The organism is Pseudomonas sp. LBUM1648, from assembly GCF_059716145.1.
Genome location: NZ_CP166808.1, coordinates 1,230,479 through 1,250,538, shown reverse-complemented (window position 1 = coordinate 1,250,538; position 20,060 = coordinate 1,230,479). Strand labels below are relative to the sequence as shown.

Annotated in this window: 18 protein-coding genes; 7 read left to right on the top strand and 11 right to left on the bottom strand. The window is 60.2% G+C overall.

Annotation, left to right across the window (positions count from 1 at the left end):
* Positions 1–6 precede the first annotated feature (6 nt).
* The 3 genes from plsB to ACA043_RS05495 are packed head-to-tail and all read left to right on the top strand — an operon-like array spanning position 7 to position 3,678.
* Positions 7–2,508: a glycerol-3-phosphate 1-O-acyltransferase PlsB gene (gene plsB, locus ACA043_RS05505; RefSeq protein ID WP_497658755.1), complete on the top strand. Its 2,502-nt coding sequence runs from the start codon at positions 7–9 to the stop codon at positions 2,506–2,508.
* 54 nt (positions 2,509–2,562) lie between these two features.
* Positions 2,563–2,961 carry a YbaY family lipoprotein gene (locus ACA043_RS05500; protein WP_497616650.1) on the top strand — a complete coding sequence of 133 codons (399 nt, stop codon included), beginning with the start codon at positions 2,563–2,565 and terminating at the stop codon, positions 2,959–2,961.
* A gap of 27 nt (positions 2,962–2,988) precedes the next feature.
* The gene (locus ACA043_RS05495) at positions 2,989–3,678 is read left to right on the top strand and encodes a DUF4197 domain-containing protein (protein ID WP_401270635.1); all 690 of its coding nucleotides are present in this window, start codon (positions 2,989–2,991) and stop codon (positions 3,676–3,678) included.
* 60 nt (positions 3,679–3,738) lie between these two features.
* Here the strand turns inward: ACA043_RS05495 and ACA043_RS05490 are convergent, their stop codons facing one another.
* From ACA043_RS05490 to ACA043_RS05480, 3 genes are all read right to left on the bottom strand, one after another.
* Positions 3,739–3,996, bottom strand: a complete 258-nt coding sequence (locus ACA043_RS05490; protein ID WP_401270633.1) for a DUF6124 family protein — start codon at positions 3,994–3,996, stop codon at positions 3,739–3,741.
* 840 nt (positions 3,997–4,836) lie between these two features.
* Positions 4,837–7,905: an efflux RND transporter permease subunit gene (locus tag ACA043_RS05485; protein WP_497658754.1), complete on the bottom strand. Its 3,069-nt coding sequence runs from the start codon at positions 7,903–7,905 to the stop codon at positions 4,837–4,839.
* A gap of 6 nt (positions 7,906–7,911) precedes the next feature.
* A complete protein-coding gene (locus ACA043_RS05480) occupies positions 7,912–9,024 on the bottom strand; it encodes an efflux RND transporter periplasmic adaptor subunit (protein ID WP_187680868.1) in 1,113 nt (370 codons plus the stop codon).
* 94 nt (positions 9,025–9,118) lie between these two features.
* Here ACA043_RS05480 and ACA043_RS05475 point away from each other — a divergent pair, with 94 nt between their 5' ends.
* Positions 9,119–9,754, top strand: coding sequence for a TetR/AcrR family transcriptional regulator (locus tag ACA043_RS05475; protein WP_497616646.1), 636 nt, complete (start codon positions 9,119–9,121; stop codon positions 9,752–9,754).
* Between the two features lie 59 nt (positions 9,755–9,813).
* On the opposite strand, the gene ACA043_RS05470 is transcribed toward ACA043_RS05475, so the two are convergent.
* Positions 9,814–10,596 (bottom strand): class I SAM-dependent methyltransferase, encoded by a 783-nt coding sequence (locus ACA043_RS05470; RefSeq protein ID WP_222944280.1) that lies wholly within the window; start codon positions 10,594–10,596, stop codon positions 9,814–9,816.
* A 93-nt stretch (positions 10,597–10,689) separates the two neighbouring features.
* On the opposite strand from ACA043_RS05470, the gene ACA043_RS05465 reads away from it, so the two are divergent.
* Positions 10,690–11,310 carry an energy transducer TonB gene (locus ACA043_RS05465; RefSeq protein WP_187680885.1) on the top strand — a complete coding sequence of 207 codons (621 nt, stop codon included), beginning with the start codon at positions 10,690–10,692 and terminating at the stop codon, positions 11,308–11,310.
* A 3-nt stretch (positions 11,311–11,313) separates the two neighbouring features.
* Here the strand turns inward: ACA043_RS05465 and ACA043_RS05460 are convergent, their stop codons facing one another.
* The 7 genes from ACA043_RS05460 to ppc all read right to left on the bottom strand — a co-directional run bounded on the left by ACA043_RS05460 (position 11,314) and on the right by ppc (position 18,702).
* On the bottom strand, positions 11,314–12,006 hold the full coding sequence (locus tag ACA043_RS05460) for an extensin-like domain-containing protein (RefSeq protein WP_497658753.1): 693 nt from the start codon (positions 12,004–12,006) through the stop codon (positions 11,314–11,316).
* Positions 12,007–12,008: 2 nt separating this feature from the next.
* Positions 12,009–12,845, bottom strand: a complete 837-nt coding sequence (locus ACA043_RS05455) for an isocitrate lyase/PEP mutase family protein (protein WP_497658752.1) — start codon at positions 12,843–12,845, stop codon at positions 12,009–12,011.
* A 33-nt stretch (positions 12,846–12,878) separates the two neighbouring features.
* Positions 12,879–13,739, bottom strand: coding sequence for a DUF72 domain-containing protein (locus tag ACA043_RS05450; protein ID WP_187680872.1), 861 nt, complete (start codon positions 13,737–13,739; stop codon positions 12,879–12,881).
* The gene (locus ACA043_RS05445) at positions 13,739–14,047 is read right to left on the bottom strand and encodes a hypothetical protein (RefSeq protein ID WP_007908889.1); all 309 of its coding nucleotides are present in this window, start codon (positions 14,045–14,047) and stop codon (positions 13,739–13,741) included. Before ACA043_RS05445 ends, ACA043_RS05450 begins: the two co-directional genes overlap by 1 nt.
* A gap of 307 nt (positions 14,048–14,354) precedes the next feature.
* Positions 14,355–15,029, bottom strand: a complete 675-nt coding sequence (tsaB, locus tag ACA043_RS05440; RefSeq protein WP_305441618.1) for a tRNA (adenosine(37)-N6)-threonylcarbamoyltransferase complex dimerization subunit type 1 TsaB — start codon at positions 15,027–15,029, stop codon at positions 14,355–14,357.
* Positions 15,030–15,122: 93 nt separating this feature from the next.
* Positions 15,123–15,770 (bottom strand): adenylate kinase, encoded by a 648-nt coding sequence (adk, locus tag ACA043_RS05435; RefSeq protein ID WP_187680874.1) that lies wholly within the window; start codon positions 15,768–15,770, stop codon positions 15,123–15,125.
* Between the two features lie 301 nt (positions 15,771–16,071).
* Positions 16,072–18,702: a phosphoenolpyruvate carboxylase gene (ppc, locus tag ACA043_RS05430; protein WP_401270612.1), complete on the bottom strand. Its 2,631-nt coding sequence runs from the start codon at positions 18,700–18,702 to the stop codon at positions 16,072–16,074.
* Between the two features lie 213 nt (positions 18,703–18,915).
* Between ppc and ACA043_RS05425 the strand changes: the two genes are divergently transcribed.
* Positions 18,916–19,260, top strand: coding sequence for a pilin assembly protein (locus ACA043_RS05425; RefSeq protein WP_187680876.1), 345 nt, complete (start codon positions 18,916–18,918; stop codon positions 19,258–19,260).
* Between the two features lie 365 nt (positions 19,261–19,625).
* Entirely contained in the window at positions 19,626–20,030 is a 405-nt protein-coding gene (locus ACA043_RS05420; RefSeq protein WP_497658751.1) for a DUF4398 domain-containing protein, read from the top strand.
* Positions 20,031–20,060: the final 30 nt, after the last annotated feature.

Here is a 20,060-nt window from a genome sequence, read left to right as displayed (position 1 = left end):
AGCCGTATGACCCGCTCCCCGTTTCGCCGTCTTGTGTTTGGCACCTTGCGCCGACTGTTGTACCTCTGGGTTCGCTCGGAGACGATCAACCAGTCGTCGTTTACCCTCAACCTCGACCGCAGTCGTCCGGTGTTCTACGTCCTGCAAAACCCATCGCTGACCGATCTGGCCGTGCTCGATACCGAGTGCACCAAGGCCGGTCTGCCGCGCCCGGTGCTGCCGGTGTCGGTGGGTTCGTTGATTGAGCCTGCCGCGTTCTTCTATCTGACGCCGGACCCGGACTGGCTCGGCCGTCAGGACAAGCGCGGTGCCCCGCCAACCCTGACCCGTTTGGTCAGCGCCCTCACGCAGAACGCCGCCGAAGACGCGCAGATCATTCCAGTCAGTGTGTTCTGGGGTCAGTCACCGGACAGCGAAAACAGTCCGTGGAAGCTGCTGTTCGCCGACAGCTGGGCGGTCACCGGGCGTCTGCGCCGGCTGCTGAGCATCATGATTCTCGGGCGCAAGACTCGTGTGCAGTTCTCCGCGCCGATCCACCTGCGCGAGCTGATCGAACACAACAAGGGCCATGAACGCACCGTGCGTATGGCCCAGCGGATCCTGCGAGTACACTTCCGCAACCTCAAAGCGGCGGTGATCGGCCCGGACATTTCCCACCGCCGCAACCTGGTCAAAGGCCTGCTCAACCAGCCACTGGTCAAGCAAGCGATCCTCGACGAAGCCGAGCGCGAAAACATCTCCCCGGAAAAAGCCAAGGCCCAGGCCCTGCGCTACGGCAACGAGATCGCCTCGGACTACACCTACACCGCGATCCGCTTCCTTGAAGTGGTGCTGAGCTGGTTCTGGAACAAGATCTACGACGGCATCAAGGTCAACCACATCGAAGGTGTGCAAAAGGTCGCCCAGGGTCACGAAGTGATCTACGTGCCGTGCCACCGCAGCCACATCGACTACCTGCTGCTCTCATACTTGCTGTTCCGCAACGGCCTGACCCCGCCGCACATCGCTGCCGGGATCAACCTCAACATGCCGGTAATCGGCAGCCTGCTGCGCCGTGGCGGTGCGTTCTTCATGCGCCGCACGTTCAAGGGCAATCCGCTGTACACCTCGGTGTTCAACGAATACCTGCACACCCTGTTCACCAAAGGTTTCCCGGTCGAATACTTCGTCGAGGGCGGCCGCTCGCGTACCGGGCGCATGCTGCAACCGAAAACCGGGATGCTCGCAATCACGATGCGCAGCTTCCTGCGTTCGTCGCGCATGCCTATCGTGTTCGTGCCGGTGTACATCGGTTACGAGCGCGTGCTGGAGGGCCGTACCTACCTCGGCGAACTGCGTGGCGCCAGCAAGAAGAAAGAGTCGATCTTCGATATTTTCAAAGTCATCGGTGCGCTGAAGCAGCGCTTCGGGCAGGTCGCCGTCAACTTCGGCGAGCCGATCAAACTGGCGGAATTCCTCGACGCCGAGCAACCGGACTGGCGCCAGCAGGAACTCGGCCCGCAGTACAAACCGGCGTGGCTCAACGAAACCACCAATCGCCTCGGCGAGAAAGTCGCGCAGCATCTGAACGAAGCGGCGGCGATCAACCCGGTCAATCTGGTGGCGCTGGCGCTGCTGTCGACCACTCGCCTGGCGCTGGACGATCGCGCCATGGCGCGGGTGCTGGACCTGTATCTGGCGCTGCTGCGCAAGGTGCCGTACTCGCCACACACGACATTGCCGGAAGGCGATGGCCGCGCGCTGATCGAGCATGTGAAGGACATGGATCTACTGGCCGAGCAGAACGACGCACTGGGCAAGATTCTCTATCTGGACGAGCAAAATGCCGTCCTGATGACTTACTACCGCAACAACGTGCTGCACATCTTCGCCCTGCCGGCGCTGCTGGCGAGTTTCTTCCAGAGCACCTCGCGCATGAGCCGCGACCAAATCCTGCGCTACACCCGCGCGTTGTACCCGTACTTGCAGTCGGAGCTGTTCATCCGCTGGAGCCTGGACGAACTCGATGCCGTGGTCGATCAGTGGCTGGAAGCATTTGTCGAACAGGGCCTGCTGCGTTTCGAAAAAGAGGTGTACCTGCGCCCGGCACCGAGTTCTCGGCATTTCGTGTTGCTGACCCTGCTGTCGAAGAGCATTGCGCAGACCCTGCAACGCTTCTACATGACCGTGTCGCTGCTGCTCAACGCCGGCCAGAACACCGTCAGCGCCGAAGAACTGGAAGACCTCTGCACCGTCATGGCCCAGCGCCTGTCGATCCTGCATGGCCTCAACGCCCCGGAGTTTTTCGACAAGAGCCTGTTCCGCCACTTCATCCAGACCCTGCTCGACCTCGACGTGCTGCGCCGCGACGAAGCCGGCAAGCTGAGCTACCACGAGCTGCTCGGCGAACTGGCCGAAGGCGCGGCGAAACGCGTGTTGCCGGCGGAGATTCGTTTGTCGATCCGTCAGGTGGCGCTGCACCGCAGTGAAGATGCGGCCGATCAGGTCGCCACACCGCCCGAAGCTTGATGAACAACCTGTGGGAGTGAGCCTGCTCACTCCCACATTGAAAGGAGATTTCCCATGAAAAAACTGACCATTCTCGCTGCCGCGACGCTGCTCAGCGCCTGCCAATCGACCACACCCGCCGGCAAGGTCGGCCTCGACGGCGAAGTGTTCTACCTGCAACGCATTGCCCTGCCACCGAGCGCCACCTTGAGCGTGACCCTGCAAGACGTTTCACTGGCCGACGCGCCAGCCGTCGTACTCGACCAACAGAAAGGCCCGGTCAAAGGCCAGGTGCCGCTGCCGTTTCACTTGAGCTACGATCCGGCCCAGGTCAAACCCGGCCACCGCTACTCGGTCAGCGCACGCATCGAAGTCAACGGTGAGTTGATGTTCATCACCACCGAAAACCACGCCGTGCAACTCGACGGCAACGACCCGCAGCCGCTGAAGATCCGCGTCGACGCCGCTCGTTAATTCATTTTCTAGAACAAGGAAGCTGCCATGCTCCGCCCTACCCTTCGCTTCGCCGGCCTGTGCGCGGGCCTGATGATCTCCGCCAGCGCCATGGCACTGTCGCTCAGCGACCTGTCGCAACAGGACGCCACCGGCGGCCTCAAGGATGCCCTGACCCAAGGCGCGCAAATCGCCGTCAAACAACTCGGCACGCCTGGCGGTTTCAGCAATAACCCGGAGGTAAAAATCGAACTGCCGGGCAAACTCGGCAAAGCCGCCAGCAAGATGAAAGCCTTCGGCATGGGCGCCCAGGTCGAAGAACTGGAAACCGCCATGAACAAGGCTGCGGAAAGCGCCGTGACCCAGGCCCAGCCAATCCTCGTCGACGCTGTGAAGAAAATGAGCGTGGCCGACGCCAAAGGCATCCTCAGCGGCGGAAACGACTCGGCCACCCAATACCTGGACAAATCCAGCCGCGAACAGATCCGCGCCAAGTTCCTGCCGATCGTCAAACAAGCCACCGACAAGGTCGGCGTGGCGCAAAAGTACAACGCCTTTGCCGGCCAGGCCGCAACGTTCGGCGTAGTAGATGCGAAGAGCGCGAACGTCGAAAACTACGTCACCGAGCAAGCGCTCAATGGCCTGTTCGAAATGATCGGCAAACAGGAAGAAACCATCCGCCAGAACCCGGCCGCTGCGGCGACGAGTCTGGCGAAGAAGGTGTTCGGGACCTTGTAATGTTCTGAACAACAAAAAGCCCGCTGAACTTCATACGTTCAGCGGGCTTTTTTGTAGGCGTCAGGTTTGCGGATCGACTTGATCAAGGACGCGGTTCACCGACAGTTCTGCGAGGGAAATCATCTGCTGAATACCCAGAAGATGATTACACGTCGGGCCACTCAGGGTGAACGCCAGCTCCGTGGCCATGATGTTGGCTGAGGCCAGCGTTTCACAGGCGTTAGCGAGTAATGTTTCGGAGTCGACTTCGGGGAGGACGGTGAAGATTGTGCTGGGATGATTGACGAGTTTGGGCGGGTTTGGCGTGGGTTTGAACATGGCGAAATCTCCTGAAGTAGTGGAGCCGCCACCGTTCGCTGCGAAACGAATGTTAGGTGGCAGCTGTACGCAGGTTCGCAGACCGGGACTTCAGGCACCCGGCATACCCGAAGGTATCCCGCGCACAGCCGCCATGACACAGACATAAAAAAACGCCCGTTTTCGGATGGTGGACGCTGTGCGTCTGAAGTTTAACCGGGCTGCGAAACCCGGTCGCTGATTTTTGCAGCGACAGCCTTAGGCTAGAGATCGCACGTCCGACGGACAATCTGAAAAACATGTGGGAAGGTTCTGAATTTTCGTCACACCGTTAAACAACTAAGCTTTTCAGATCGTCATTGCCAGCAGGCTCGCTCCCACATTTGGATCGAGTATCTCCAGTTCAGGGCTTGGTCGGCTGTCAGGCCGCCATCGCGAGCAGGCTCGCTCCCACAGAAAAGCAAAAGCAAAAACAGCCCGCGCCCCGCGTCGCCCTTCACCACTCAACAGGATGAGCGTTAGCTCGGCTGCAGCTCTTGATCTTGATCTGGAAGCCCGTCGGCAGGCTGAGTGGAGGGATTGATCCGGGGGGTGGGAGCGCAGCGACCGTTTGGCGAAGCCAAACACATCGAGAGGAGGTGCAGCGCAGCAAACCGGAGGCGATGCCCCCGGATCAATCCCGTAACGAAGGGACCCGAGCCACAGCGAGGGCCGAACGTCAGGGCAAAGCCTTTTGGGTTACCTTTTCGGCGTTTGGAAAAGGTGACTCGCTGTAAGAGCGAAACCACCAGTCGCAGCGCCCAAAGAAACGGATATACACCCAAAACCCAAGAGCATGGTCGGCCCAAAGGCCGCCAAGGCTCAACCCTCCCGACGCACCCGGAACCAGGCCGCATACAACGCCGGCAAAAACAAAAGCGTCAACGCCGTAGCCACAATCAACCCCCCCATTATCGCCACCGCCATCGGCCCAAAAAACACACTGCGCGACAAAGGAATCATCGCCAGAACCGCCGCCAAAGCCGTCAACACAATCGGCCGAAAGCGCCGCACCGTCGCCTCGATAATCGCCTGCCAAGGCCTGAGCCCAGAGGCAATATCCTGCTCAATCTGATCCACCAGAATCACCGAATTACGCATGATCATCCCGGAAAGCGCGATCGTCCCCAGCATCGCCACAAACCCGAACGGCTGCCGGAACACCATCAAAAACAGCACAACCCCGATCAACCCCAACGGCGCCGTCAAAAACACCATCGCCGTCCGCGAAAAACTGCGCAACTGCACCATCAGCAACGTCAGCACCACAACAATGAACATCGGCACCCCGGCATTCACCGACTTCTGCCCACGCTCCGAATCCTCCACCGTCCCACCAACATCCAGCAGATACCCGTGCGGCAATTCAGCGCGAATCGAATCCAGCGTCGGCATGATCTGCTTCACCAGCGTCGCCGGCTGCTCCTTGCCATAAATGTCGGCACGCACCGTCACGTTCGGCAGCCGATTACGATGCCAGATGACGCCTTCCTCAAAGCCATATTCCAACGTGGCGACCTGCGACAGCGCCACACTGCGACCGTTATCCGTCGGCACCGCCAGACTCGGCAACAAAGACAATTCTGTACGTTCATGCACCGTGCCGCGAAGCAGGATCTCGATCAACTCGTTATCTTCGCGATACTGACTGACACTCGACCCGGTCAACGAACTCTGCAGGAATTTCGCCAGATTGGCAGTGCTCACCCCCAGTGCCCGGGCGCGATCCTGATCGATGTTCAAGTACACAACCTTGCTCGGCTCTTCCCAGTCCAGATGCACATTGACCACATGCGGATTCTCGCGAACCTTGGCCGCGACCTTGCGCGCCAGAGCGCGGACTTCTTCAATGTGCTCACCGGTAACGCGGAACTGCACCGGATAGCCAACCGGCGGGCCGTTTTCCAAACGCGTCACCCGCGAACGCAGCGCCGGGAACTGCTCGTTCAGCGTGGAGATCAACCAGGTGCGCAGCGTTTCACGCTCCTCGATGTTCTTCGCCAACACCACAAACTGGGCAAAGCTCGCCGCTGGCAACTGCTGATCCAGCGGCAGGTAGAAACGCGGCGAACCGGTGCCGACATACGCCACGTAGTTATCAATGCCGGCGTGATCCTTGAGCATCGCTTCCAGGCGTTTGACCTCACCGGTGGTGTTCGCCAGCGAAGCGCCTTCAGCCAGTTTCAGATCGACCATCAGCTCCAGCCGATTGGAGGCCGGGAAAAACTGCTGTGGCACGAAGCGGAACAGCATCACCGACGCGATAAACAGCCCCACGGTCAGCACGATTACGGTTTTGCGGTGAACCACACACCACTCCACCAAACGACGTACCCGCTGATAGAACGGTGTGGCATACGGGTCCGGCTGACCATCACCCGTGCCGTGTTTGGCCGCGTGAATTTTCGCCAGATCCGGCAGCAGTTTTTCCCCCAGATAGGGCACGAACATCACCGCCGCCACCCATGAGGCGAGCAGCGCGATGGTCACCACCTGAAAGATCGAACGGGTGTATTCGCCCGTGCCGGATTGCGCCGTGGCAATCGGCAGGAAACCGGCGGCAGTGATCAGCGTACCGGTGAGCATCGGGAACGCGGTACTGGTCCAGGCGTAGCTCGCGGCCTTGATGCGGTCGAAGCCCTGCTCCATTTTGATCGCCATCATTTCCACGGCGATGATCGCGTCGTCCACCAGCAAGCCCAACGCAAGCACCAGCGCGCCGAGGGAAATTTTGTGCAGACCGATGCCGAAGTAATACATGCAGGCGAAGGTCATCGCCAGCACCAGCGGAATGCTCAGCGCCACCACCATGCCGGTGCGCACGCCGAGAGAAAAGAAGCTCACCAGCAACACAATCGCCAGCGCTTCGACCAATACCTGGACGAACTCGCCCACGCCGGTTTTCACCGCTGCCGGTTGGTCAGAAACCTTGCGTAACTGCATGCCGGCCGGGAGGTTTTTCTGGAGGCGCGAGAATTCGCCTTCCAATGCCTTGCCGAGCACGAGAATGTCGCCGCCGTCCTTCATGGCTACTGCCAGACCAATCGCGTCTTCAGCCATGAAGCGCATGCGCGGCGCCGGCGGATCGTTGAAACCGCGCCGCACATCGGCGACATCGGAGATGCGGAACGTACGATCGCCGACCCGGATCGGGAAGTTCTTTATCTCATCGACCGTCTGAAAATTCCCCGAGACCCGTAACTGCAAACGCTCACTGCCAGTCTCAAAGAACCCTGCTGTAGACACCGCGTTCTGTTCTTCCAGCGCCTGCTGCACTGCCGCCAGCGGCAAGCCGAGGGTGGCGAGTTTAACGTTGGACAGCTCGACCCAGATCTTCTCGTCCTGCAACCCAAGCAGATCGACCTTGCCGACATCCTTGACCCGTTGCAGCTGGATCTGGATGCGGTCGGCATAATCCTTGAGCACGGCGTAGTCAAAACCGTCGCCGGTCAGCGCGTAGATATTGCCGAAAGTAGTGCCGAATTCATCGTTGAAAAACGGCCCCTGAATCCCCGGCGGCAGGGTCTGGCGGATGTCGCTGACCTTCTTGCGCACCTGATACCAGAGATCGGGGATCTGGTTGGAGTGCATCGAATCGCGGGCGATAAACGTGACTTGGGATTCGCCGGGACGAGAGAACGAAACGATGCGTTCGTACTCGCCGGTTTCCATCAGTTTCTTTTCGATGCGCTCGGTGACCTGACGCGAAACTTCCTCCGCCGTCGCGCCCGGCCAGCGGGTCTGGATCACCATGGCCTTGAAGGTAAACGGCGGGTCTTCGCTTTGGCCAAGTTTGGTGTAGGACAGCGCACCGACGATGGCCAGCAAAAGCATCAGGAACAATACGATCTGGCGATTACGCAGCGCCCATTCGGAAAGGTTGAAGCGCATCGGGACTTACTCCTTGTCCGCCAGATTGACCACACGGTTGGAGCGATCCACCGGACGCACCTGCTGACCTTCGAGCAGCACATGCACGCCAGCGGCGACGACCCAATCACTGGCGTTCAAGCCCTCAAGCACCGGTACGGTTTTCTCGCCAAACGGGCCGACGCGCACGGGGGTCTTTTTCAGAGTGTTGTTGGCGTTGACGACCCAGACGTAAGTAGCGCCATTTTCCGCGGTCAGCGCCGAAAGCGGCACCGACAGCGACACGACATCGGCGGACTGCACGAACACCCGGGCGCTCTGGCCGAGCTCGGCCGGGACTTTGCCGCTGGTGAATGAAATCCGTGCGGCGAAGGTACGGGATTTCGGATCGGCCGCCGGCGACAGCTCGCGAATCTGTCCGGCGAAGCGCTGGTTCTGCTGAGTCCAGAGTTCGACGGTCACCGGCTGACCCACCTTGAAGCGGCCGAAGCTCTGCTCCGGCAGGCTGATCAGCACTTCGCGTTCGCCATCGGTGGCGAGGGTGAACACGGTTTGTCCGGCGGCCACCACTTGCCCGACTTCCACCGAACGCTTGGCTACCACACCGTCCTGGGGCGCACGCAACACGGCGTAACTGGCCTGGTTGGTCGATACGTTGAATTCGGCTTTGATCTGCTTGAGGCGTGCTTCGCCGGAGCGAAAGAGGTTTTCGGCATTGTCATAGGCCGAGCGACTGACCATCTGACGATCCATGAGGGTCTTGTAGCGGTCGCGCTCGGCACGCACCAGATTGAGATTGGCTTCGGCAGCGGCGACTTGCGCGCGAGTGGCTTCCAGTTGCAGGCGCACGTCTTGCGGATCGAGTTCGGCGAGTGGCTGATCAGCCTTCACCCGCTGGCCTTCATCGACCAGTCGTCGGCTGACTTTGCCGCCGATGCGGAACGCCAGATCAGGCTCATAACGCGCGCGAACTTCACCCGGATAACTTTCCATTGCCTGTGCCGAAGGCTCTGGCTGCACCACCATGGCCGGTCGTACGGTGACTTGCACCGCCGTTTCCTGGCCACACGCAGACAATAAAAAAGCCAGAGTGACTGGCAATGCAAATGGCCACGTGAGGTGCAGTGCATGGCGGAACATGATGACGGACCTTTCGCTAATGGTGCTTGGAATAATTATACTGGCCGGTATGTTATTAATAGCAAACTCACCAGTCCAGTAATAAAAGCGAAGAATGTCGAACAATCTTTCAGCTCCAAACGGCCCGGGCCGCCCCAAGGATCTGGCCAAGCGCCAAGCGATCCTCGACGCGGCGAAAATTCTGTTTCTGAGTCATGGCTATGCCAACACCAGCATGGACGCGGTGGCCGCTGAGGCTGGCGTGTCAAAGCTGACGGTCTACAGCCATTTCAACGACAAGGAGACACTGTTCTCCGCCGCCGTGGTGGCCAAATGCGAGGAACAATTACCGCCGCTGTTCTTCGAATTGCCCGAAGGGATTGCCGTGGAAAATGTGTTGCTGAACATTGCCCGGGGCTTTCATCACCTGATCAACAGCGATGAATCGGTGAATCTGCACCGCCTGATCATGGCGCTGGGCAGCCAGGACCCTAAGCTGTCGCTGATCTTCTTCGAGGCAGGTCCGCAGCGCATGGTGCAGGGGATGGAGCGGCTGCTGACGCGCATCCACGAGAACGGGGTGCTGAGCATCGACCAACCACGCAATGCGGCCGAGCATTTCTTCTGCCTGATCAAGGGCGCGGGGAATTTTCGCTTGTTGTATGGCTGTGGCGAGCCTTTGAGTGAAGAGGCTTCAGAAAGCCATGTGCAGGAAGTGGTGGGGTTGTTTATGCGGGCGTATCGGCCCTGATTCTGTAGTGTTTGGGCTGACATCATCGCGAGCAGGCTCGCGAATGAGGCAACTCAGTCTTACGGCTTGAGCGCTTTCTTCGGGTAAATATCGTATCGGCTGGACTTGCCATCCAGCGCATGACTCGGCTTCGGCCCCTCAATGCACGGCGCCTTGCGCGGCCGCTTGACCACCACACGGTGTGTCGCCAGCGCCAACGCCGCTTCAAGCAAGGCCGGCGCATCCGGATCATCGCCCACCAGCGGTCGAAACAGGCGCATTTCCTTCTTCACCAACGCGGTTTTCTCACGATGGGGAAACATCGGGTCGAGGTAGATCACCTGCGGCGGCTCACCTTCCCAGTTGCGCATGACTTCGATGGAGTTGCCCTTGAGCAATTTCATCCGCGCCACGATCGGCGCCACGTCGAAATCTTCCCCCGCCCGCGCCAGACCATCCTCCAACAATGCGCCGATCAGTGGCTGACGCTCGATCAGGCTCATCTCGCAGCCCAGACTCGCCAGCACGAAGGCATCCTTGCCCAACCCCGCCGTGGCATCCAGCACTCGCGGGCGCACGCCTTGGGCGATGCCGACAGCCTTGGCGATCATCTGCCCGCTGCCACCGCCGTATAAACGACGATGCGCCGCGCCACCCTCGACGAAGTCCACCCGCACCGGCCCCGGCGCATCAGGCCCTAGCTGTTGCAGCTGCAAACCCTGCTCGCCGACCTGCAAGGCGAACTCGCCGTCGGCTACCTGCAGTGGCAGGCCCAGGCGTTCGGCCCACTGCTCGGCTTGCGCTTCAAACGTCGGGCCGAGGGCCTGGACATGGATGCGGCAGGCCGCGGGTTGCTCAATCATGAAAACACGCTCAAAAAAGTTAAGGATCGGCAAAAAGTGGCCGATAAACCAATCAACGCGCATTTTGCCAGAGCTGAGCGGCAACCGAAAAAAATGTCAGGCATTCTTCCCACATCGATTGGCTACATCTCGCCCCATGGCGACTTCAGCCGTCAAAACACTCAAGCACTGAGCGGCGTCAGTCACCTGTGGCAGGATTTCTTTGCCCAGGCGATGGCCGAACAGACGAGTGAAGTGGTGCCGGCGTGTGGCACGTTTCCCCCGGTTGACCTCAGCAGCACTGAAGAACCGACTATCGGCAGCGAGTTGCACGCACACATCCTCGAGCAGCGTGAATGCAATGTCGTGGAAACCGAAGTACGCCCACCAGAGCCACTGTTCCTGCCGATCGCCGAGTTCGAAACGGAGCTGCTGGACAAGCCGTTCCCACCGTTCCCGCCGGAAGAGCTCAAGGCTCAGCAATCGCAGCAAGACTTCGACAGCAGCTGGGTTCGCCCGATCGTGATCAACAACGGTCAGCCGATTCCTGAGCCGGGCGCCGCGCCGCAGAAACGTCCGCTCTACCTGCCGATTGCCGAATTCGACCTGGATCTGCTGCAAAAGCCTTACCCGCCATTCCCGCCGGAAGAAATCGTCGAGCAGCAGAAAGCGCTGGACTTCGATAACGGTTGGGCACGTCCTATCGTTCTGCAGAACCTGCGCATCGCCGCCTGATCCTCAGCGACACACGCTCCAGCGCCCGATATCGACATGAAAGTGATTGCGATGGGCGGCGTTGTAATCCGGACTCAACACCACACTGAACGCCTCGCAGGCGCCATCGCGCACCTTGCGGAGAAATTGTGCGTCCTGATTTTGCTTGGGCCAATCCTTGAGCACGCTGATGCTGCGACCGTCCGCCAGACGAAACCCGGCGATGTCCAGCGCATCGGCACTGGCATGACGGCTGAGCGCGCCGCTTTCGCGGTTGTAGACATTGCGGCAAGCAAAGCTGCCAAGGTGATCAAGACGCGCGACCTGCTGACCGTAAACGGACTGCGCGGCGGGTTGCAGAGTGTGGCGTTCGAACATCGCGTAGGCGACCGCCAACGGGCAACTGGCGAGGAAGCTGCTGCTTAGCGCCACCTCACCGCCCTGTACGCGCAAGGCGCCAATCAACGGGCACTTGGCGTCAGGGCTGTCGGATTGCGGCGTGACGCGCAAAGCGGAGCTGCGCAGAGCCTGAGCGCAAAGTTCAGGATCGCCGCGCAGGCGCATCAGCTTGTAACCGGTCAGCCAGTTGGGCGTCGCTTTCACATCCAGCGGCGCCCACGGATTCCATTCGGAAGGTACGTCCAGCCAACCGCGCCAGACACTGATCAAAGCCCCGCCGATGATCAGCAATACGAGCAACGCAAACGAACGCCCCATGCTCAACCTTTGAAAAACTGGTTGGCCTTGGCGTACGGCATCGACTGCGAAGTGAAGCCGAAGGTGCCCGACTGCTGGATCTCTTCAGCGGCGCGAAAGAATTCGCCGTAAGCCGCCAATGCCAAAGCAGACCCGGTACTGATCCGGCGCACGCCCAGCTCTTCGAGTTGCTGCGCAGTCAGTTTCAGTCCGCCGGACATCAACACATTGACCGGTTTCGGCGCTACCGCGCGCACCACCGCAAGGACTTCTTCGGCACTGCGTAAACCCGGCGCATACAGCACGTCGGCGCCGGCCTCGGCGAAGGCCTGCAAACGGCGGATGGTGTCGTTGACGTCGGGATTACCGTGCAGATAGTTTTCCGCACGGGCAGTCAGGGTGAAGGGAAATGGCAGGGTACGCACAGCGGCGACGGCGGCTTCGATGCGCGCCACGGCGTGTTCGAAGCAATAGATCGGCGCGTCTGCACGGCCCGTGGCGTCCTCGATTGAACCGCCCACTGCGCCCGCCTCGGCCGCTCGCAGCAAACTGTTCGCGCATTCGGCCGGATCATCGGCAAAACCATTTTCCAGATCCACCGCCACCGGCAAATCCGTCGCCGCGACAATCGACCGGACATTGGCCAGGGTGTCGTCCAAGCTCAAGGCTCCGTCGGCTTTGCCTTGGGAGAACGCATAACCGGCGCTGGTGGTCGCCAATGCCTGATAGCCCAGACTGGCGAGCATCTTCGCGGAACCTGCATCCCACGGATTGGGGATAACGAAGATTCCCGGACGCTCATGCAAGGCTTTGAAGGCGTGGGCTTTACGGACTTGTTCTGTGCGGGCTTGGGCATCCATTGACAGGCTCCGATGCAGGAAAACGAGTGCGCCTCAGAGCAAGCCAAGCTGCTCCGCGGCGGGCTCTCTGTATAGCTCAGGCAGAGATGGCAGGCCAGGCAAACGTTGCATCAGTTGTGCATGAAAACGTTGCGCCAGCTTCGCCGCCAACAGGTTGTCAGCGGTATGCAGGAAGATATACGGGGTGCGGCCCTCTTCGATCCACTCGGCGATTTTCGCTACCCATGGCACGAGGAACGAATCGTTGGCCTCAAGCTCGGGATGGCCAATGAAGCGCACTTGCGGGAACTGCGTGAACGCCGCCGGACGCGTCGGCACCCGAGGCTTTTTCGATTGCGCGTGAATCACCGAAGACTCGGTCGACAGACAGCTGAACAGCGCACGCGGGTCGAGACAGATGCGCTCGACACCTCGATCCAGCAACAACCGGTTGAGCAGCCGCTCGCTCTCACCCTTGGCAAAGAACTGTTCGTGGCGCACTTCCACCGCCAGGGGGCAGTCCAGCGCATCGATGAACGCCGCCAGTTCCGGCAACCGATGCGGCGTGAAGCTTTTCGACAGTTGCAGCCACAACGGCGCGACACGCTCGCCGAGGGGTTTGAGTAACTGGAGGAAAGTTTCGGCGGCGGTCAGTTGCTCGCGCAAGTCACCGCTATGGCTGATGTCACCGGGGAACTTGGCCGTGAAGCGAAAATGCGCAGGCATGATCTCGGCCCAACGCTGCACGGTGGCAGGCGAAGGGCTGGCATAGAAGGTCGTGTTGCCTTCCACGGCGTTGAACACCTGGCAGTAGAGGCCGAGGAAGTCAGAAGTTTTGGCGTCTACCGGATACAGATACTCGCGCCAGGCGTTTTCGCTCCAGGACGGGCAACCGAGGTAGTAAGGCAGAGCCATCAGATATACAGATCGAGGCCCAGCACGTCCGCATCCCAATCAACAAAACCGGCAGTGCTGAGGTAGCTGGCCAGCGCCATCGCCACACTCTTCTTCATCGCACGGTGGTAGATCATGTCTTGCTGACGGGCAGGCAGGTTGCTCAGGCGTTGTGCAGAGGCTTTGGCTGCGCGGGCAGCCAGTTGCTCTTCGGTCGGGAATTCCAGCTCGCCGTCGATATCGTCGACGGATTCATCCAGCGCGACATTGCCTTTGCGAGGCTTGCGCTTGATGGGGTAGGACTGAGAGGAAAGGCCGTCTATACGCATAAATTCATGCTCGGTATCGATGATGGCAATTTAGCGGCACTTGACCGACTTAGCAAACTGCCGAGTGATAACTAGAACACATAAAGCGCAAAAGGTTTAAAGCGGGGGGCTGGAAACTGACGATTGGCAGAGTCTGGAATAAGCCGCTGAGCAGGAGAGGCCTTTGTGGCGAGGGGATTTATCCCCGATGGAGTGCGCAGCGCTCCTCTGCATTTTTCCAGTGAAACCGCACGATCAGGATTAACAGCTGCTGCGCAACCGGTCGGGGATAAATCCCCTCACCACAAAAAACCCTCCTGATAAAAAGTCAGCGGGCTTTGGGGGTGGCCACTTTGTCACGCAGGTAAACCGGCTGAGCATCATCGGCCGGGATCGACTCACCGCGTTCCCAGGCGAAGCGCGCCAAGGTCAGCAGGTCTTCGGCATGTGGCAGCATGCCGGCGTCGGAACCCGTCAGATTGACCGCGATGCGCTCGCCGTACCCCCAACCGGTGCCTGCACCGAACCAGTCGCCGCTGGCATCGGCCGGCAGCGCCGCGACTTCCGGTGGCAGCACCGCCTCGACACCGGCAAGGCGCATCTCCCCCGCTGTCTCGCGGTAGCAGCCCCAATACACCTCGTCCATCCGTGCATCGATGGCGGCTGCCACCTGGCTCACGCCATGCTCACGAAACGCACGCTGCGCCAACACGGCCAGGTTGGACACCGGCAACACCGGCCGATCCAGCGCGAACGCCAACCCCTGCACCACGCCGATGGCGATCCGCACGCCGGTAAACGCCCCCGGCCCGCGACCGAACGCGATGGCATCCACCGCTTGCAACGTGGTGCCGGCGTCAGCCAGCAGTTGCTGGATCATCGGCAGCAGCTTTTGCGCGTGCAGGCGCGGGATCACCTCGTAATGGCTCGTGACCTTGCCGTCATGCAGCAAGGCAACGGAGCAAGCTTCAGTCGCGGTGTCCAGGGCCAGCAAGGTGCTCATCGATGTTTCCAAAACAGGTGGGGGAAAAAGTGCGTCAGTATAAACAACTACGGCCCGCAAGCGGGCCGAGGATGATGCAGCGGATCAGACTTTTCAGCTCAGCGCTTCAAGCACCTTGGCGGTGATTGCTTCTACCGAACCAACGCCTTGGATATGGCTGCACTTCGGCTTGCCGTTGGCAGCCGAGAGCTTCTCGTAGAAAGCCACCAGCGGCTTGGTCTGCGAATGATAGACCGACAGGCGATGACGCACGGTTTCTTCAGTGTCATCTTTGCGCTGTACCAGTTCTTCACCGGTGATGTCGTCTTTACCGGCCAGTTTTGGCGGGTTGTAGACGACGTGGTAAACGCGGCCGCTGGCTTCGTGAACACGGCGACCGGCGATACGCTGAACGATTTCTTCGTCGTCAACGGCGATCTCGACTACAGCGTCCAGTTCGACACCGGCAGTAACCAGGGCTTCAGCCTGCGGAATGGTGCGCGGGAAGCCGTCGAACAGGAAGCCGTTGGCGCAGTCAGGTTGCGCGATACGATCCTTGACCAGCGCGATGATCAGGTCATCCGACACCAGGCCGCCGGCATCCATGATGCTCTTGGCTTGAACGCCCAGCGGAGTGCCGGCCTTGACCGCTGCACGCAGCATGTCGCCGGTGGAGATTTGTGGAATGCCGAATTTTTCGGTGATGAACTTAGCCTGAGTACCTTTACCGGCCCCGGGAGCTCCCAGCAGAATGACGCGCATTAGATGTGCTCCTCAATTTTTTTATAAAAAGCTTTTACAAAACAAAGGATTCGCCACTTTGGACGAATCCTGAAAAATACGGGTCGTGGCCGCAGAAACGGCCAAAGGCTGATCAAGATACACAGCAGGCTGCGCCCACACAAGACGCCAAAAGTCGGAGAAACCCGCGCTAGCGGCGACCTTGCGACGCGGTGCACCAAGTCGCAACCCCATCATTAACTGTCGCCTGACCACACTTTTCCCCGTCTGGCCGAGCAGCACCCGACACTCACGCCGGATGCCACACACCGCGCAGAAAACTTTAGCCGGTATTGCGCAAACCGGCGGCAATCCCCGCCACAGACACCAGCAGCGCCTGCTCCACCGGGCTGCCCTGCTCGACATTCTGCTGCCGCGAGCGGGCCAACAGTTCCGCCTGCAATAGATGAAGCGGGTCGAGGTAGGTATTGCGCAGGCGAATGAATTCCAGGGTGTCCGGGCTATGTGCCAGCAGTTGCGACTGACCGGTCAAGCCGAGTACCACCGAGCACGCCTGCGACAATAGGTCGCGTAAGTGCGCGCCCAACGGCAGCAGGTCTGGTTCGACCAAACGCTCGTCGTAAGACAAAGCGATGTCAGCGTCAGCTTTGGCCAGGACCATTTCCAGCATGTCGATGCGCGTGCGGAAGAACGGCCATTGCTCGCGCATCTGCCCCAGCAACTCGCCTTCGCCACGCTCCAGCGCCTTGCTCAACGCCGATTCCCAACCAAGCCAGGCCGGCAGCATCAACCGGGTTTGCGTCCAGCCGAAAATCCACGGGATCGCCCGCAGGCTTTCGATGCCACCGGCACGGCGCTTGGCCGGGCGGCTGCCCAGTGGCAAACGGCCCAACTCCTGCTCCGGCGTTGATTGGCGGAAATACTCGACGAATTGCGGGTTTTCTCGCACCACTTGGCGGTAAGCGCTGACACCGTCAGCGGCCAATTCGTCCATCAGATGACGCCACTCCGGCGTCGGTGGCGGTGGTGGCAACAACGTCGCCTCAAGCACAGCGGCGAGGTACAGATTGAGATTCTGCTCGGCGATGTCCGGCAGGCCGAATTTGAAACGAATCATTTCCCCTTGCTCGGTAGTACGGAAGCGTCCCGCCACCGAGCCCGGTGGTTGCGACAGAATCGCCGCGTGAGCCGGGCCGCCGCCACGGCCCACGGTGCCACCGCGACCATGGAACAACAGCAGTTCGACTTGCTGCTCGCGACAGATTTCCACCAGCCGTTCCTGCGCGCGGTATTGCGCCCAGGCTGCCGCCGTGGTGCCAGCGTCCTTGGCCGAGTCGGAGTAGCCAATCATTACTTCCTGCGGGCCTTGCAGCCGCGCGCGGTAACCCGGCAACAGCAACAGTCGCTCGATCACCGGCCCGGCGTTGTCGAGGTCGGCGAGGGTTTCGAACAGCGGCACCACGCGCATCGGTCGCAACACACCGCACTCTTTAAGCAGCAGTTGCACCGCGAGCACGTCGGAAGCGGCGCCCGCCATGGAGATCACGTAGGAACCCAGCGATGCGCCTGGGGCTGCGGCGATTTCCTTGCAGGTGTTGAGCACTTCGGCGGTGTCGGCGGATGGCTTGAAATGCGCCGGCAACAACGGGCGACGATTAGCCAGTTCGCGGGTCAGGAAAGCGATTCGCGCATCCTCATCCCAGTCTTCATAGCGACCGAGGCCCAGGTAATCGGTGATTTCCGTCATCGCCGCGCTGTGCCGCGAAGAATCCTGACGCACATCGAGGCGTACCAGAAACAGGCCGAACGTCACTGCCCGACGCAGACAATCGAGCAACGGACCATCAGCGATTACGCCCATGCCGCATTCGTGCAGCGAGTTGAAGCACAGCTCCAGCGGATCGAGCAGATCGCGATTGTTGATGAGTACATCAGCAGGGGCTGGCGTGCTGGCCGTCAGGGAGGCATGCGCCCAATTGCGCGTAGCGCGCAGGCGTTCGCGCAATTGCTTGAGCACCGCACGATAAGGTTCGGCGCTGTCGCCGGCCTTTGCTTTGAGCGCGTCGCTGGCCTGCTGCATCGACAATTCGGCAGCCAGATGATCAACATCGCGCAGGTACAAATCGGCAGCCATCCAGCGCGCCAGCAGCAACACTTCGCGGGTCACTGCGGCGGTGACGTTGGGGTTGCCGTCACGGTCGCCGCCCATCCATGAGGCGAAGCGAATCGGCGCGGCTTCCAGCGGCAGACGCAGACCAGTCGCGGCGTGTAGCGCCTGATCGGCCTTGCGCATGTGATTGGGAATTGCCTGCCAAAGCGAATGTTCGATCACCGCGAAACCCCACTTGGCTTCATCGACCGGAGTTGGCCGGGTGCGGCGGATTTCTTCGGTGTGCCAGGCTTCGGCGATCAGGCGTTGCAGGGTGCTCTGGATCTGTTCGCGCTCGGCGCTGGTCAGATCGCGATGATCTTGCGCCGCGAGTTGCGCAGCGATGGCATCGTACTTCTGGATCAGCGTGCGCCGGGCTACTTCGGTCGGATGTGCGGTCAGTACCAGTTCGATTTCCAGCCGCGCCAGTTGCCGCGCCAGCGACTCGGCGCTGTGGCCCTCGTTGCGCAGGCGCGCCAGCAGTTCCGGCAACACGCGGGATTCGAACGGCGCGGGCTGCGACGCCTCGCGACGATGGATCAACTGATACTGCTCGGCGATGTTCGCCAGGTTGAGAAACTGGTTGAACGCCCGCGCCACCGGAAGCAATTCGTCTTCACTCAATTGATTGAGGCTGGCGCTCAGTTCGGCGTCCATCGAGCCACGGCGGTCGGCCTTGGCGCCCTTGCGGATTTGCTCGATCTTGTCGAGAAACCCTTCGCCGTACTGGTCTCGAATGGTGTTGCCCAACAGCTCTCCGAGCAGGTGAACATCCTCGCGCAAGCGTGCATCAATATCGGTCATCAGCGGTTCTCCAGCGTTCATCCGGGCGGCTTAGAAACGAGTGCATGACCTAGAGAGTGCCGCTCTACGGCGCTTCTTACAAGCAGGCGACGAAGGGACTTTAAACCTTGTGGGCGAAAGCTAGTCTCAACAGTAAGCCGTACAACGGCTTGCCGCCGGCTACGCCGGACACTCACCCAGGCCTGCCACCCGCAGGCGCGAAATGAGGTCATCATGAAAATCCGTGAACTCGCCCAGCATTGGGAAGAAAACGCCAAAGGTCGACTGACCGACACTGGCTACACGATTCATCTGGACGTCGAGGCCGCCGCGCGCCTGGCGGCGATTGCCGAGATGTACCCCAAGCGGCATGCCGAAGAACTGCTCGGCGAACTGATCGGTGCCGCGCTTGAAGAGTTCGAAGCGAGCCTGCCGTATGTGAAAGGCTCGACCGTGGTGGCCACGGATGAGGAAGGTGATCCGTTGTATGAAGACGTCGGGCCGACACCGCGTTTTCTTGCGCTGTCGCGGCGGCATTTGCATGATTTGTCGTCTGCTGAAGGCAAGCAGAAACACTGAATGAGCACGGAAAAACCTGTGGGAGCGGGCTTGCCCGCGATGGCGTCAGTTCAGTTACAGATGTGTTGAATTTGACGGCCTCATCGCGGGCAAACCCGCTACCACAGGGACTGTATTTTTCCTCCAGAACTGCGTCGTACTCCCCCGCGCGTACCACTCCACACCGCCAAAGTTCCCGCTTTAGAGCCATTGTCCATTCGGTCAAAGTTTTTTTTGGCGATAGGCCATCTTTTCTGAACTTTTGAAAAACGCCGCCGGTCGGAACCTGTAACCACGCCTGGAACGAGCGTTTCAAAAACGCGCTTTCATACGACGCTTACGGCTCCTCGACCAGGATGGATTTAGTTGTTTTCAGGAGATGCCTAATGGAGTTGAAGACCATGAAAAACCAAACCTCGTTTACCCACCTGCGCGGTCTGAAACTGGCCGCCCTGGCAATCGGCACCAGCTTCGTACTGGCCGGTTGCGCTGGTAATCCACCGACCGAGCAGTACGCCGTGACCCAGTCTGCGGTCAACAGCGCGGTCAGCGCCGGCGGTACCGAGTTCGCTGCCGTTGAGATGAAGCAAGCGCAGGACAAGCTGAAAGAAGCCGAAATCGCCATGCACGACAAGAAGTATGACGATGCTCGTCGCCTGTCCGAGCAAGCCGAATGGGACGCTCGTGTAGCGGAACGCAAGGCTCAAGCCGCCAAGGCCGAACTGGCTGTGAAGGATTCCCAGAAAGGTGTTCAGGAACTGCGTCAGGAAAGTCAGCGCCCAGTGAAGTAAGCGCGCATCCCGACCGCAAAGCTGAAACTC